The 14,452-nt window shown below is 61.7% G+C and carries 13 protein-coding genes and 1 pseudogene; 5 read left to right on the top strand and 9 right to left on the bottom strand.

Features of this window, described 5'->3' with window-relative positions; translation table 11 throughout:
* Positions 1-6 precede the first annotated feature (6 nt).
* Positions 7-1,470 (bottom strand): NAD-dependent succinate-semialdehyde dehydrogenase, encoded by a 1,464-nt coding sequence (locus tag ONR57_RS02240; RefSeq protein ID WP_265121226.1) that lies wholly within the window; start codon positions 1,468-1,470, stop codon positions 7-9.
* 116 nt (positions 1,471-1,586) lie between these two features.
* On the opposite strand from ONR57_RS02240, the gene ONR57_RS02235 reads away from it, so the two are divergent.
* A complete protein-coding gene (locus tag ONR57_RS02235; RefSeq protein ID WP_265121225.1) occupies positions 1,587-2,828 on the top strand; it encodes an aspartate aminotransferase family protein in 1,242 nt (413 codons plus the stop codon).
* 10 nt (positions 2,829-2,838) lie between these two features.
* Entirely contained in the window at positions 2,839-3,342 is a 504-nt protein-coding gene (locus ONR57_RS02230) for a DUF3830 family protein (RefSeq protein ID WP_265121224.1), read from the top strand.
* A gap of 6 nt (positions 3,343-3,348) precedes the next feature.
* Here the strand turns inward: ONR57_RS02230 and ONR57_RS02225 are convergent, their stop codons facing one another.
* The 5 genes from ONR57_RS02225 to ONR57_RS02205 are packed head-to-tail and all read right to left on the bottom strand — an operon-like array spanning position 3,349 to position 7,542.
* Positions 3,349-3,663, bottom strand: a complete 315-nt coding sequence (locus ONR57_RS02225; protein WP_265121223.1) for an antibiotic biosynthesis monooxygenase — start codon at positions 3,661-3,663, stop codon at positions 3,349-3,351.
* Positions 3,664-3,712: 49 nt separating this feature from the next.
* Complete coding sequence (locus ONR57_RS02220; protein ID WP_265121222.1) at positions 3,713-4,471, bottom strand: ABC transporter ATP-binding protein; 759 nt, start codon at positions 4,469-4,471, stop codon at positions 3,713-3,715.
* The gene (locus tag ONR57_RS02215; protein ID WP_265121221.1) at positions 4,468-5,508 is read right to left on the bottom strand and encodes an iron chelate uptake ABC transporter family permease subunit; all 1,041 of its coding nucleotides are present in this window, start codon (positions 5,506-5,508) and stop codon (positions 4,468-4,470) included. Before ONR57_RS02215 ends, ONR57_RS02220 begins: the two co-directional genes overlap by 4 nt.
* The gene (locus tag ONR57_RS02210) at positions 5,498-6,529 is read right to left on the bottom strand and encodes an ABC transporter permease (protein WP_265121220.1); all 1,032 of its coding nucleotides are present in this window, start codon (positions 6,527-6,529) and stop codon (positions 5,498-5,500) included. Before ONR57_RS02210 ends, ONR57_RS02215 begins: the two co-directional genes overlap by 11 nt.
* Positions 6,526-7,542 carry an ABC transporter substrate-binding protein gene (locus tag ONR57_RS02205; RefSeq protein ID WP_265121219.1) on the bottom strand — a complete coding sequence of 339 codons (1,017 nt, stop codon included), beginning with the start codon at positions 7,540-7,542 and terminating at the stop codon, positions 6,526-6,528. The genes ONR57_RS02210 and ONR57_RS02205 overlap by 4 nt, the downstream gene beginning before the upstream one ends.
* Positions 7,543-8,199: 657 nt before the next feature.
* Between ONR57_RS02205 and ONR57_RS02200 the strand changes: the two genes are divergently transcribed.
* Positions 8,200-10,029, top strand: coding sequence for an acyl-CoA dehydrogenase (locus tag ONR57_RS02200; RefSeq protein WP_265121218.1), 1,830 nt, complete (start codon positions 8,200-8,202; stop codon positions 10,027-10,029).
* Here ONR57_RS02200 and ONR57_RS02195 read toward each other — a convergent pair.
* The 3 genes and pseudogenes from ONR57_RS02195 to ONR57_RS02185 form a co-directional block, all read right to left on the bottom strand.
* A pseudogene (locus ONR57_RS02195) lies at positions 10,030-10,488 on the bottom strand (FABP family protein); the annotation flags it as partial.
* A gap of 38 nt (positions 10,489-10,526) precedes the next feature.
* Positions 10,527-11,906, bottom strand: a complete 1,380-nt coding sequence (locus ONR57_RS02190) for an amidase (protein ID WP_265121217.1) — start codon at positions 11,904-11,906, stop codon at positions 10,527-10,529.
* Between the two features lie 10 nt (positions 11,907-11,916).
* Complete coding sequence (locus ONR57_RS02185) at positions 11,917-12,888, bottom strand: D-2-hydroxyacid dehydrogenase (protein WP_265121216.1); 972 nt, start codon at positions 12,886-12,888, stop codon at positions 11,917-11,919.
* A gap of 85 nt (positions 12,889-12,973) precedes the next feature.
* Here ONR57_RS02185 and ONR57_RS02180 point away from each other — a divergent pair, with 85 nt between their 5' ends.
* Together ONR57_RS02180 and ONR57_RS02175 are read left to right on the top strand one after the other, a co-directional pair.
* Complete coding sequence (locus tag ONR57_RS02180) at positions 12,974-13,723, top strand: Asp/Glu/hydantoin racemase (RefSeq protein WP_265121215.1); 750 nt, start codon at positions 12,974-12,976, stop codon at positions 13,721-13,723.
* The gene (locus ONR57_RS02175; RefSeq protein WP_265121214.1) at positions 13,724-14,443 is read left to right on the top strand and encodes a maleate cis-trans isomerase; all 720 of its coding nucleotides are present in this window, start codon (positions 13,724-13,726) and stop codon (positions 14,441-14,443) included. It abuts the gene before it with no gap.
* Positions 14,444-14,452: the final 9 nt, after the last annotated feature.

The raw sequence follows: 14,452 nt of genomic DNA, 5'->3' as shown, positions 1-14,452 counted from the left end.
CGTGCACTACATCTGAACGCCGACGTACTTCATTTCGAGGAATTCGTCGATCCCGGTGAATCCGCCTTCGCGCCCGAGTCCTGACTCTTTAACACCCCCGAATGGGGCGGCGGGGTTCGACACGATGCCTTGGTTGAGTCCGACCATTCCGGCTTCTAGTGCCTCGCACACCCGCAGTCCGCGGCGGAGATTCTCCGTGTAGACATAAGACACCAGCCCGTACGGGGTGTTGTTTGCCCGGCCGATGACCTCGTCTTCGGTGTCGAACACGCTGATCGCGGCGACGGGGCCGAATATCTCGGTGCTGGTCATTTCTGCCTCATCCGGCACGTCGGTCAGCACGGTTGCCGGGTAGAAATAGCCGCTTCCCTCTGGCGGAGTGCCGCCGAGCGCGACTTTCGCTCCCCGCTGGGTCGCATCAGAGACGAGATGGGTGACCTTGTCAATGGCTTCTTTCTCGATCAGCGGGCCGACCACGATGCCGTCTTCGGTGCCGCGTCCCATTTTCAGCTCACCCATGCGTTCGGTGAGTTTGCGGACGAATTCTTCTGCGACTGGACGTTGTACGTAGATTCGGTTCGCAGCGGTGCAGGCCTGCCCGATATTGCGCATCTTCGCGGCCATGGCGCCGTTGATCGCCTCGTCGATGTCCGCGTCGTCGAAAACGATGAATGGTGCGTTGCCGCCGAGTTCCATGGATGTGCGCATGACGGTCTTCGCGCACTGTTCCAGCAGTATCTTGCCCACCTCGGTCGAGCCGGTGAATGACAATTTTCGGCTGCGCGGGTCGTAGATCAGTGGCGGTATCACCTCACTGGGGCGGGTCGTCGTGACGACGTTGACTGCGCCGTCCGGCAGACCGGCGCGCTGGAGGATTTCCGCGAGCGCCAGCATCGACAACGGTGTGTACTCGGCTGGTTTGATGATGGACGTACACCCCGCCGCGATTGCGGGCCCGATCTTGCGGGTTCCCATAGCCATGGGGAAGTTCCACGGCGTGATGAGGATGCTGGGGCCCACTGGCTGGCGCGTCACGAGGAAGCGGGCGTTTCCCGCTGGTGCGGGCATGTATCCGCCGTCGATTCGCACGGCTTCTTCGGAAAACCACCGAAAGAACTCCGCGGCGTAGGTGACCTCCCCGCGGGCTTCGGCGAGAGGCTTGCCCATCTCGAGGGTCATGATCAGGGCGAGACGGTCACGTTCCTCGATGAGGAACTCGTAGGCGCGGCGGAGTATCTCGCTGCGCTCCCGGGGTGAGGTGGCGGCGAAACTGGGCTGGGCCTTTGCGGCGGCGTCAAGGGCGGACATCGCCTCGTCGATGTTCGCATCCGCGACGTGGCACAGCGTCCCCCCGGTCGACGGGTCATCGACGGCGAACGACTTTTCCGTCTCGCGCCATTGACCACCGACGAACAGTCCGGTTGGTACTGACGCGATGGCGTCGCGCTCGTCCTGTGGTGTGGGGGACATCGCCGCTCCTTCAGCAGTCGGGTTCCGGTCCGGTTGGTCAGGGCGTTGCCTCACCGTCGACGCCATGGTATGCCTATTGTTGACAATCCGACAATACTTTGATTCGGAGGGTGTCAGTGACACGGTTATCACCGATCCTCAAGCAAGCAACTCCCGTCACCGTCGAACGCGGTGAAGGCTGCTATCTGCACAGCACCGACGGGCGCCGATACCTCGATTTCACCGCCGGGATCGGGGTCACCAGCACCGGTCACTGTCATCCCCGTGTCGTGGAAGCGGCGCAAGCCCAGGTCGGAAAGTTGATCCACGGGCAGTACACAACGGTCATGCATAAACCGATGCTTGAACTCATCGACAAACTCGGAGAGGTGCTGCCCGAAACGCTCGACTCAGTGTTCTTCGCGAATTCCGGCAGCGAGGCTGTCGAAGCCGCGCTCCGGCTCGCGCGGCAGGCAACTGGCCGCCCAAATGTCGTCGTCTTCCATGGGGGTTTTCACGGGCGAACGGTGGCTGCCGCGTCGATGACGACTTCCGGGACGCGATTCAGCGCGGGATTCAGCCCGTTGATGGCTGGGGTGCACGTAGCCCCGTTCCCCACGCCGTACCGCTGGGGATGGAGTGTGGAGGAAGCAACTGATTTTGCGCTGCGCGAACTCGATTATCTCTTCGCCACGATCAGTTCGCCGCAAGAGACAGCAGCGTTCATTGTCGAGCCGATGCTCGGCGAGGGGGGGTACGTTCCGGGCAACACCAGGTTCTTCGAGGGGTTGCGAGAACGCGCCGACAAGCACGGCATAGTGCTGGTCATCGACGAAATTCAGACTGGGTTCGGCCGCACCGGTAAGTTTTTTGGCCACGAGCATTTCGGTATTACCCCGGATGTCATGACGATTGCGAAGGGGCTTGCCAGCGGGTTCCCGATCTCGGGAATCGCTGCGCGGGAAGAACTCATGGCCAAGGCCTGGCCGGGTTCCCAGGGCGGCACCTACGGCGGCAACGCGGTGGCATGCGCGGCGGCAAGCGCAACCATCGACGTTATTCGGGACGAGGGCCTGGTCGACAACGCCGCCGAACGCGGAGCCGAACTACTGGCCGGTGTCACGAAACTTGCCACGGATGCGGTGGGGGACACCCGCGGGCTCGGGTTGCTCGTCGGCAGCGAGTTCGTCGCAGCGGATGGCAAGCCCGACAGTGCCAGGGCCGCAGCGGCACAGAAGCTCGCCGCGGAGAAAGGTCTGCTGCTGTTAATGTGCGGCGCCTACATGAACACTGTTCGCATGATTCCGCCGCTGATCGTCACGAGCGAACAGATTGATGAAGGCCTGCGCATCTGGGAGGAAGTCCTCGCCGAGATCTGAAAGGAACTGCGTGACCCGATACATCACGATCACTTTGGTTAAGCGGGACGTTACGTGCCGCGCTCGCCTACTCGATAAGGAAGCACCCGGGACGTGTGAGGCGGTCTGGAATGCGCTGCCGCAAGCGGGCGCCGCCTATCACGCGAAGTATGCGCGCAATGAGGTGTATACGTTAGTCCCGCGGATCAGTGGGGCGCCGCGCCGCGAAAACCCGACGGTAACGCCGATTCCAGGTGATGTTTGCTTGTTCGACTTCGAGCCGTGGGAGATCGGCAACCCAGCGTACGGATACGAGCCCGGCTCGGAAGCGCACGCCGCCCTGGGCGCGACGGACCTGGCGATCTTCTACGGCCGCAACAATCTCCTCATCAATGGCGACATGGGGTGGGTGCCAGGCAACGTTTTCGCCGCCATCGAAGACGGCCTCGATGACATCGCCGCCGCCTGCAATGACCTGTGGATCAATGGGTTTGCAGGGGAGGAGATGGCATTCGCCCGAGCCGGAACCCAGTGATGCCAGTTATGCCGCTGACTCTTGCGGGGCACGTCCCGCGTGCGCCGCGACGTCGAGCGCGAGGAGATTCGGCTCGACCCCAACGCTGCGGAACAGAAGAATCCCGCCTGGCGTGTCCACGGACTTGCGGTATTCCTCAAGCGCTTCCCGGCTGTGCCAGATCGTGATGATGCGCCACACCGAGGGATCATGCGCGCTATGGGCGAGAAAGGTCTCGATCATTTGCGGTGGCAGAGTCCCGGCGGTCACGGCGCGGTAGTTCGCGGCGAACTCGTCGAACTTGTCGATAGGTACGGTGCCTTCGAGAATGGTGACAACCATGACGAACCTCCCCGACTAGGATCTCTCACGGCTGCATTCCATCGTAGTCTCACGTGTAGTACAGCGCGACGGGCCTGCCATCGATATGACGCACATCGACGTCCGTGTCATAGACCTCGCGCAGCACCGGTCCGCGCATGATGTCACTCGCAGGCGCGTCAGCCACGATTCTGCCTTGTCGCATGGCGACGATTCGGTCGCTGTAGGTGGCAGCGAAGTTAATGTCATGCAGCACGACGACAACCCGCTTGCCCAGTCCGTCTGCCATCCGGCGAATGAGCTTCATGATTTCCGTCATGTGCCGCAAATCGAGATTGTTGAGTGGCTCGTCAAGCAGGATGTACTTGGTGTCTTGCGCCAGCACCATCGCGATGAAGGCGCGCTGGCGCTGGCCGCCAGACAATTCGTCGAGAAACCGGTCCCGGAAGGGCTGCAACTCGAGGTACGCGATCGCGCGCTCAATGTGGTCGCGGTCGTCGAGTGTAAGTCGGCCCTGTGAGTGCGGGAACCGTCCGAACTCCACAAGGTCACGGACCGTGAGGCGCGCCGTGATGTGGTTATCCTGCCGCAGCACGGCGAGTATTCGCGCGAGGTTTCGCGAGTGTGCTTTCGTCACATCCATTCCGTCTACCGACACAGTTCCCGCGTCGGGCGTAATCAGGCGACCGATCATGCCAAACAACGTCGATTTCCCCGCACCGTTGGGGCCGATCAATGCGGTCACGCCCTCATCCCCGAAGGAGATACTGACGCCGTCTAGCACTGTGGTGCTGTTGTAGCGCTTCGTTGCTTTGTGCAGCGAGATCATCGCGCCCCTTTGCGAAGTACGAGGTAGAGAAAGAACAGTCCGCCCGCGAACTCGATGACCATGGACAAGGTGCCGGAAAAGCCCAAGACTTGCTCCAGCACAATCTGCCCGCCGAGGAGGCACACGACGCCGAGTAGTGCGGCGGCGGGAAGTGTCCACACGTGCCGGAAAGAGCCAGCATACGAATACGCGAGGTTCGCAACGATGAGGCCGAAGAACAGTATGGGCCCCACCAGTGCCGTGGACGCTGCGATCATCACCGAGACGACAGTGAATAACGTCATGACCACTCGTTTGTGATTGACGCCGAGACCCACAGCCGCAGGCTCACCAAGGGTGAGGACGTCAAGCGTCCGCAACAGCGGGATGAGGACGATGACGCCTGCCGCTACCAGCAGCGCGGTGAAGGTCAAGAGTGCCGGGTTCGGCCGAGTGAGCGTGGCGAACATGGTGTCGGTCAGCACCTGGTAGTCGAGCGGGTCGAGCATGCGCTGCATCCACTCGGTGAAACTGCGGAAGAACACACCCAACACGATGCCGACCAGCAGCATCAAGTGGATCGAGCGTCGTTTCCCGCCGAACATCCACGTGAACAGCGCGACGCTGAACGCTGTCATCACGGCGACTTGGAGTGACCACAACGTCAACGGGCTCGCGGTGAGAAAGACGAGTGACCCGAAGAAGAAGACGACGAGTGTCGAAATCAGCATGTAAAACGCGTCGAAACCCATGATTGACGGCGTGAGAATGCGATTCTGCGTGATGGTGTGAAACACGACAGTTGAGCAGCCGACCGCGATAGCGACCACAACCATCGCCAGTATCGACATGCCGCGGATCTTCAGCGCGAAGGCGAGTGAGCCGGGCACATTGAAGAAGAGGTAGAACGCTGCGAGGACGATCGCGACCACAGCGAGGACCGTGACGCGCACGGCGGGCTCCTGCCATGCCGAGCGGATCGCGCCTCTCATCGTCAGCGCCGGGCTTTCGGCGGCGGCCGGCACAGTGGCAGCGCGGTCGGTGGGGTCAATGAGCATGGCTTTTCCTTCTCAGCAAGAGCCACAGGAAAAGAAAAGCGCCGATTATTCCCACCACAACGGAAAGCGGTATCTCATAGGGGTAGCGGACGACCCGTGCGATGATGTCGCAGGCGACGACGAACACGGCACCCAGACCGGCCACCCAGGGGATTGATCGGCGCACGTTGTCGCCGACTATCAGGCTCACGATGTTCGGAACGACAAGGCCGAGGAACGGCAGCACGCCTGCCGTGACGACGATGGTCGCAGTGATGACCGCGATAATCACCATTCCCACGGCCACCACGCGGCGGTAGTTCAGCCCCAGGTTGGTCGCAAACGCTTCCCCCATGCCGATGACGCTGAAGCGGTCAGCTGCGAACCAAGCGATGACGATCATGACTGCGGCGATCCACAAGAATTCGTACCGGCCTTGCATCACGTGTGCGAAGCTGCCCTGCGACCAATGGCTGAGTGATTGCATCAGGTCCAGGCGATAGGCGAAGAATGTGGTTGCCGCGCCCACCACGCCGCCGAGCATGATGCCGACGAGTGGCACGAGCACGCGCTGTCGCACGGGCACGCGGCGGATGACTCGCAGGAACACCCACGTGCCGAAGAGCGCGAAGCCACCGATGAAAACCATCCGAGTCAGAATCGGCATGCCTGGCCAGAAGACCATCGCGACCAGCATCCCGAGGGCCGCGAACTCCGTCACACCGGTTGTACTCGGTTCGACGAAGCGGTTGCGAACCAGCATCTGCATGATCAGCCCGGCGATACCGAGCGATGCGCCAACCAGTATGAGCGCGATTGTTCGCGGAATCCGGCTGACGGTCACAAGAAAGGCGGCGTTGCTGTCGTCGCTTGGGCTGAGCAGTGCCGTGATCGTTACTTCCTTAGACGCGCCGACGAACACGCTGACGAGCGCGAGAACAAGGAGGAGTACACCGATGACCACTCCCACCCAGGTCCGATTGGACTGAACATCGGTGGGAGCGGCCGTTGCGGCAGTGATTGTGGTGGTGGCTGAGATCACGCAGCGATCTCGAGGATTTGGTCGATCATGATCTGCGTGGTGGTTATGCCGCCGAAGACGATGTACCACGCGGTGGGGTCAAGGTAGACGATCTGGTTCTCCCGGTGGGCAGTTGTCTGGCGAACGATGGGGTTGTCCAGCACCACTCGTGCTGAATCGCCGTTCGCCTCCCCTGTTGCTGCGTTCCGGTCGGTGACGAAGAGGTAATCGGGGTCGTGTTCCAACAGGAACTCGAACGAAATGGGCTCGCCGTGCGTTGCTGCTTCGATGTCAGTGACGACTGGTGTGACGCCGAATACGTCATAGACAAGGCCGGTACGCAGATTCCGGTCTGAGTAGTCGCCGTTCGATGGCTTGAGGGCGCTGATCCGGTCGCCGCTCACAATCACGCTGAGGCCGGTGCCGATTCCCGCAGTCACCTGGCGTGCCTCTTCGATACCGGCGGTGAGCTCATCGAGCGCGGTGGCGGCAGCGTCTTCCGCTCCGAGGACCTCGCCGAGGAAAGTGACGTTGCGCGCCATAGTTTCTTCGAAAGACCCCTGTGAGGTCAGGTCGACGGTGGGGGCGATTTGGCTGAGCTCCTGGTACAGCGTGGATGACCGTCCCCCGATGAGGATGAGGTCAGGCTGGTTGGCTTCGATGGTGAGGAGGTCGGCTTCGAAGAGCGTGCCGGCGTCGTAGGCGTCGTCGGCCAGGTATTGCTGCAGGTAGTCGGGCACCCATTCGAGCGGCGCGCCGGCTGCTTCGCCCCCGAGCGAGCCGAACGTGTCGAGCGTCGCGATATCGAAGATGACGACGTTGGCGGGATTCTTCGGGACTTCGACCGTGGTCTCTTGATACACGGGGTCGTCGTCCGGGCCGGATGCGTACTCGAAAGTGAACTCGAAGGTTTCACCGGCAGCGGCGTCGCCATTTGTGTTGTTTGCGGTGCCGGATCCGCACGCTGTGAGGATCAAGGCAACGGTGAGGGTGATCGAGGCGGTGGCAACGCCCGATTTCACGCTTCTTCGCACGGTAGCTCCTACCGCCGGGTCCAGTGCCCGGCGCGTCATCATCGCAATCATCAATGTTGGTCAGGTTAGGCAAGCCTCATGAGGTGTGCCTAAACATAACATGATGTTTCGTCGCGTGATGAACTCGCCCTTGGGGACGTGTGAAGCGCGAAAAAGCGCTCGTCGCGCGGACGGGGTGTGCGCGCGACGAACGCTTATCTACCCGATCAGCTGCCGAACCCACCTGAGACGGTGAAGTCCACAAACAGTTTCCAGAGGTGGAGTCCGAAGTCGACCAATAGTGTGAGGTCCATCGAGAACACTCTCCTTGAGTCCCGACCCGTGCTGGATAAGAAGGCGACTAATGTTCGCCTAATTCCATTTTCTCAAAACTTCCGCAGGATTTCGAGGAAAATCTTTCATCTGGAATTAGTTACATTCTGTTTCTGAGGCTAATGATGTACAGGGGTGTAGTTGTGACGCCTGAGGGCGGCGACGGCGGATGTACACCTACCGCTGAACGGACGCGGGCCGGACAACGGCACATAACACTTGAGCGAAGATATCCGACACAGCTGCGCCTTACGCTTGCGTAGGCGAACTTCGGTCGATCACAGTGGTCACAATGCTCACACCAGGGCATATAAGCCACACCCTATCGCACCAAAGGACGCTGTTATGGGCCATTACATCAGCAATACGCGCGATCTCGAGTTCAATCTCTTCGAGTCACTCAAGCTTGATGATGTGCTGGCAACCGGTGAATTCGGGGAACTGGACACGGAAACGGTGCGAATTATTCTCGCCGAAGCACGCCGGCTCGCTGAAGGGCCTCTCGCGGAGCCTTTTGCCGAAGCGGACCGCAACCCGCCCGAGTTTGATGTCGCGAGCCATAGCGTGCGGCTCTCGGAGTCGCTGAAGAAGGCTGTGCGATTGTGGGCTGACGCTGGGTACTACCGGCTGGGACTGAATGAAGCCGTCGGCGGTGAGCGGGCTCCACTCATGCTGGCGTGGGCAATCCGCGAATTGATCCTGGGTGCGCAGCCCGTGGCGTATATGTATCACTCCGGACCGAAGGCGGCCGACATTCTCTACGGCATCGGCAACGAGCAGCAGAAACATTGGGCTCAACTCGCGGCCGAACGAGGGTGGGGCGCCACGATGGTGCTCACCGAGCCAGACGCAGGCTCCGATGTCGGCGCGGGACGGACTAAAGCAGTCCAGCAAGTCGACGGCAGCTGGCACATCGACGGTGTTAAGCGGTTCATCACCTCCGCTGATTCAGATGATCTCGCGGAAAACATCATGCATCTCGTGCTTGCCCGTCCTGAGGGTGCGGGACCTGGCACGAAAGGCCTCAGCCTGTTCTTCGTCCCTAAGTTCCTGTTCGATCCGGAGACCGGCGCGCCGGGCGAGCGAAACGGCGTTTTCGTCACCGGCGTTGAACACAAGATGGGCATCAAAGCCTCAGTGACGTGCGAATTGACCTTCGGTGGGCATGGCGTGCCCGCCAAGGGCTGGCTCGTCGGCGACGTGCATGACGGCATCGCGCAGATGTTCCGCGTAATCGAGGAAGCTCGCATGATGGTGGGGACGAAAGCCATCGCGACCTTATCCACGGGTTATCTCAACGCCCTCGCGTACGCGAAACAGCGCGTCCAAGGCGCGGATATGGTCAACATGACAGACAAGGATGCGCCGCGTGTGTCCACCATGCGGCACCCTGACATCCGCCGGTCGCTCATGCTGCAAAAGTCCTACGCTGAAGGCTTGCGCGCAATCTACCTGTATACCGCGGCGCACCAAGATGCTGCCGTCGCTGCGCTTGTGTCCGGCGCTGACGCGGAAATGGCCGGCCGAGTCAACGACTTGCTGCTGCCAATTGTCAAGGGTGTGGGATCCGAGCGTGCTTACCAGTTGCTCAACGAGTCACTGCAAACGCTGGGCGGCTCCGGTTTCCTGCAGGACTACCCGATCGAGCAGTACATCCGGGATTCGAAAATTGATTCGCTCTACGAGGGCACCACAGCCATTCAGTCGCTGGACTTCTTTTTCCGCAAGATTGCACGCGATCAAGGTGGCGCGCTCGGGCACGTAGCCGGCCAGATCACGGCGTTTCTCGATAGCCCGGACGCGGATGAACGCCTCGCAGATGGACGCGAGCTGCTGAAGACCGCGCTCGATGACGTCCAGGCCGTCCTCGCGACACTGTTCGGTCACCTGATGGGCTCGCAGAAGGAGCCCAAAGAACTGTACAAGATCGGCCTAGGCTCGGTACGCTTGCTCCTTGCTGTCGGCGATCTGCTGATCGGCTGGCAATTGCTGCGGCACGCAGAGATCGCGCTGCGGGCATTGGACTCCGGGACGAGCGACGTCGCGTTTTACCAGGGCAAAGTTGCGAGCGCCCTATTTTTCGCGCGGAACGTCCTGCCGGCGATCTCGTCGACGCGAAAGGTCCTCAGCGGAATCGACGGGTCGATCATGGACCTCGATGAGGCCGCTTTCTGACACGCGCTGGAGTTCAGCGTGCAAGTGATGCGTGAGCGGCGTATCAGCATGCGCCATCCACATGTCGTAGGTGAGTACGTCCTCGATGAGGACGAACGCGCGGCGGATCTGCTTCACCGGTTTCGCTTCCGGCGAGACCGCCAGCGTGTGCGTCACGAAGTCGAGTGCCCCCCGGCTTAATGTTGCCCGATAGATCTCGTTGAGGCCGATGGGCTGGCTGACCAGCAGTTCAGCCTGCCCACTCACCGTCCGGCGAAGGTAACCGCATTCGGTGTGCATCGGCTGCCCGGTGATGCCGTTCCACGTGCGCGAACGATACGAAAGGAATGGTTTGCCGCTGGGGGTGAACTCGATTTCTTCGCGGTACGCAAAGCTCTCGATCGTGGGGTAATGACCTGCCCCGGAACCGGCCCAGCGACCTGCGAACGCGGCGAGTTCCCCTAGGGGCGAATCGGACACGGTGTCGTTGTTCCTTCCCGGTGCTGATTACGGCGCGTTCAGCTCAGCACATGCTCCGCGTACCTGGCAACAGCGAGGACGAGGTCGTCGGAGTGGCGCGGTCCCACAATCTGCAGACCCACGGGAAGTCCAGCCTTCGTCTGCCCAACGGGGATGCTGATCGCTGGCTGCTGCGTCATGTTGAACGGGTAGCTGAACGGTGTCCATTGCGCCCAGCTGCGCAGCCCACTTTCCGGGGGCACGTCGTGTCCCGCTTCGAACGCGGTTATCGGCATCGTCGGCGTAAACAACAGATTGTGAACACTGTGGAATTTACCCATCGTGATGCCGAGTTGAGCGGCGATCGCGCGGGCTTCCAGGTACTCGACTGCGCTGTGAGACTCGCCCTTGTCCCACACCTGACGCAAGCCGGGATCGACCTTTTCTTTGGAGCCTTCCGGGAAGCCGGCGAGAAGCGTGGCAGCGCCTGCGGCCCACAACAGTTCGAACGCGTCGATCGGATCGCTGAAGCCGGGGTCGGCCTCGGTGACGGGCACGCCGGCCTCGTCAATCTTGCGTACCGCACGTTCCACGATCTCCGCGACCTCCGGGTCGACGTGGACGTACCCGAGGTCCCTGGAGTAGGCGACACCGAGCCCCCGCACATCGCGGTTCATCTGGCCGCGGTAAGTGGTGAAGACCGGTCCGAGCGACGTCGGGTCGCGGTAATCGGGCAGAGAGAGGATGTCAAGGAGCAGCGCGGTGTCCTCGACGGTGCGGGCCATGGGGCCGCCGTGGGCGAGCGGGCCGAATGGGCTGGCCGGGAACATGGGCACACGCCCGTGGGTCGGTTTGAAACCGACTATTCCGCAGAAGGATGCGGGTATGCGGATGCTGCCACCGCCATCCGTGCCCACTGAGCATGGACCGAGCCCAGCGGCGACCGCCGCCGCGCTGCCACCTGAGGACCCACCGGCTGTTTTCGACGGGTCGACAGGATTACGCGTGATCCCGGTCAGTGGACTGTCTGTGGTCGCCTTCCAGGCGATTTCGGGCGTGGTTGTCTTGCCGATGAAGATCATGCCGTCTTCGCGCAGCCGGGCACTCACCGGACTGTCAACCGTCCACTCCTGCCGAGGGTCAACGCACTGCGAACCACGCAGGGTCGGCCACCCCTTTGTCAGAAAGATGTCCTTGATCGACATGGGAACACCATCGAGCAGGCCTTTCACGTGCCCGTTCTGGTAGCGCTTTTCCGAAAGCCGGGCCTGCGCTAACGCGCGCTCTGCGTCGACGAGGCAGAAGGCGTTGATGTCTGGGTCCCGGCTATCGATCGCGTCTAGCACCGCCTTTGTTGCTTCAACCGGGGAGAGCGCACCGGAGGTGTAGGCGGTAACGAGATCGACCGCGGTCAGGGATGTGATCTCGGTGGGATTCATCTGTGCTCCTTTATCCCGGGACGTAGCCGCGCTCTTTGTCGACGACGTTGAGCAACGTATCGCCCGCAGCCCAGCGCCGGTAGTTGTCGGCGAACAGGCGCGTCAGATCGTCGCGCCAGCCCACGACGTCACCGGCGTGGTGCGGAGTAATGACTGTGTTGGGTGCCTCCCACAAGGGATGGTCGTCCGGCGGCGGCTCGGGGTCAGTCACGTCGAGCGCGGCTCCGGCGATCGTACCCGCACGCAGTGCCGCGATGAGATCGTCGGTGACGACGAGGTCGCCGCGCGCGACGTTGATGAAACACGCGGTGTCCTTCATAGCGCGGAAGGTGGTGGCGTCGAACATGTGGTAGGTCTGTGGCGTGCTCGGTGCGATCGCGATCACATAATCGGCGTGCGACAGTGCGTCTTCCAGGTTTTCCTGCGCGGTGACGGTGCCGAAATCGGGGTCGTTCGCACGCGCTCGCCGCCCAGAGGCCGTCACCTCCACGCCCGCTGCTTTGAGGAGTCGTGCGATGGCCCGGCCGATGGGGCCGGTGCCGACTATGAGGGCTCGGCTCCCGCCGACTCGCCGGGAATCGCGGTGTTTCCACTCCCGTTGCTGCTGCAGTTGCCATGACCCAGGGAAGTCTTTGGCGAACGAAATGATCTGCCCGAGTACGTATTCAGCGATGGTGTCGTCGAATATCCCGCGTGAGTTGGTGACGATGACTCCGCTGTCCCGAAGCTCGGGGAATATGAAGCGCTCGACACCCGCGGAGGCAATGTGGATCCACTGGAGGCTATCGGCTGCGCGCCAGTTGTCGGGCAGCGCGTGGCTGAAGAAGTCGTACGCGAAAAGAACATGTGAACCGGGCAGCGCTTCGGGCAAGTCTTCCGCACCAGCGAAGCGTACGGTGGCATGCTCGGTGACAGGGGCGAGGAGGCCCTCATCCGGTTTCGCGTCCGCGTGGAGGACCGTAACAACTGGGTTCTCGGTCACGTTGACACCGTAGGAGCCGCTCGTATGATTGTCAACAATCTGATTTATCGCTTGGCGTAGCCACCGAGTGAAGGTGAGGGCGGCCGTGGACCTCAATATCCCGGAATTCGATGGCCCCATCGCGCAGCGCGGCATTGGGATCATCGCCCCGTTCGATCTTGCACTCGAACGGGAACTGTGGCGATGGCTGCCCATGGAGGTGAGCCTGCACCTCGCGCGCACTCCCTACGAGCCTGTCGAGGTCAGCGCCGAAATGGCGGTGCTGGTTTCTGACCGCAGCCGGGTCATGATGGCGACTCGCGATGTGCTGCACGTCGAACCAGAAGTTGTGGCGTATCTCTGTACGTCAGGCAGCTTCATCAACGGCCTCGCGCATGAGCGCGGACTCGTCGACGCGATGCTGGAAGCTGGCGCCCCCGACGCGCTCACAACGAGTGGGGCCCTCGTCGAGGCGGTGCGGCATCTGGATTTGAGCCGGGTCTCCGTCATCACGCCGTACGATGCCGTGCTGACCCAGAAGCTGAACGAATTCCTCGGTGAACTCGGGGTCGACGTTGTGCAGTCCGACCATCTGGGACTCGGCGGCGGCATGTGGCGAGTGAACTACCGCACAATCGCAGAGCGCATTATCAAGGCCGACGATCCGCAAGCCGAAGCGATCTTCGTGAGTTGCACGAATCTGCCCACGTACGACCTGATCGAGCCGATGGAACGCACCCTCGGCAAACCGATCCTCACAGCCAACCAGCTGACCATGTGGGCGTGTCTGGGCCGCATGAAATTACCCATGATGGGGCCAGGAAAATGGCTCCGCGACGTCTTTCAGGGAGAGTGAATGAGCACAGCAATCGGCTTCATCTACCCCGACCACGCCGCCGAAGACGATTATCCGCGCGCCGAAAAGCTTCTGAACGACGCGGGCGCGACGGTCAGCCTCGAGGTGGTGCATATCTACGGAACTGACCTCCACGCGATACCCGAACTGCTCGATCTCGGCAGCCCCGAGAAGCTGGCACGCGGAGCCTCGCTGCTGACTGACAAGAAACCTGAAGCGGTCGTGTGGGCGTGCACCTCCGGCAGCTTTGTCTATGGTCCCGATGGTGCATCCGGTCAGATCGCGGACCTGGCCGATGTCGCGGGCGTGCCGGCGTCCAGCACGAGCTTCGCTTTCGTCAACGCGGCCCACGCTCTCGGGATAAAGAAGGTAGCGGTAGCGGCGAGCTACCCGGCGGAGGTGGCCGACCTCTTCGTCCGGTTCCTCGCGGCTGGCGGCATCGAAGTCGTGTCTATGGCAAGCAAAGGGATTGACACAGCAGCGGAAGTCGGGACGCTCACCCCAGACCAGGTACTCGATTTCGCGCGCGCTCATGACCACCCCGACGCGGAAGCTGTTTTGATCCCCGATACCGCGATGCACACGATCGGTGTGCTGTCCCAACTCGAAGCGGAGCTGGGGAAACCAGTGCTGACCGCCAACCAGGTCACCATTTGGGAAGGGCTGCGACTAGCCGGTTTCACCGACAAACAAGAGGCACTCGGTGCACTCTTCACATGAAAGACCACC

Origin of the sequence: Hoyosella sp. YIM 151337 (genome assembly GCF_026041215.1) — a bacterium.
Lineage (GTDB): Bacteria > Actinomycetota > Actinomycetes > Mycobacteriales > Mycobacteriaceae > Hoyosella.
Note: the sequence above shows the minus strand (reverse complement) of the source record. Positions and strands in the feature narration are given on the sequence as shown.

Coding starts and splice junctions, on each gene's coding strand:
- ONR57_RS02240 (WP_265121226.1), bottom strand. CDS start 1,470: ATGTCCCCCACACCACAGGACGAGCGCGACGCCATCGCGTCAGTACCA.
- ONR57_RS02225 (WP_265121223.1), bottom strand. CDS start 3,663: ATGGTTGTCACCATTCTCGAAGGCACCGTACCTATCGACAAGTTCGAC.
- ONR57_RS02220 (WP_265121222.1), bottom strand. CDS start 4,471: ATGATCTCGCTGCACAAAGCAACGAAGCGCTACAACAGCACCACAGTG.
- ONR57_RS02215 (WP_265121221.1), bottom strand. CDS start 5,508: ATGCTCATTGACCCCACCGACCGCGCTGCCACTGTGCCGGCCGCCGCC.
- ONR57_RS02200 (WP_265121218.1), top strand. CDS start 8,200: ATGGGCCATTACATCAGCAATACGCGCGATCTCGAGTTCAATCTCTTC.
- ONR57_RS02190 (WP_265121217.1), bottom strand. CDS start 11,906: ATGAATCCCACCGAGATCACATCCCTGACCGCGGTCGATCTCGTTACC.
- ONR57_RS02175 (WP_265121214.1), top strand. CDS start 13,724: ATGAGCACAGCAATCGGCTTCATCTACCCCGACCACGCCGCCGAAGAC.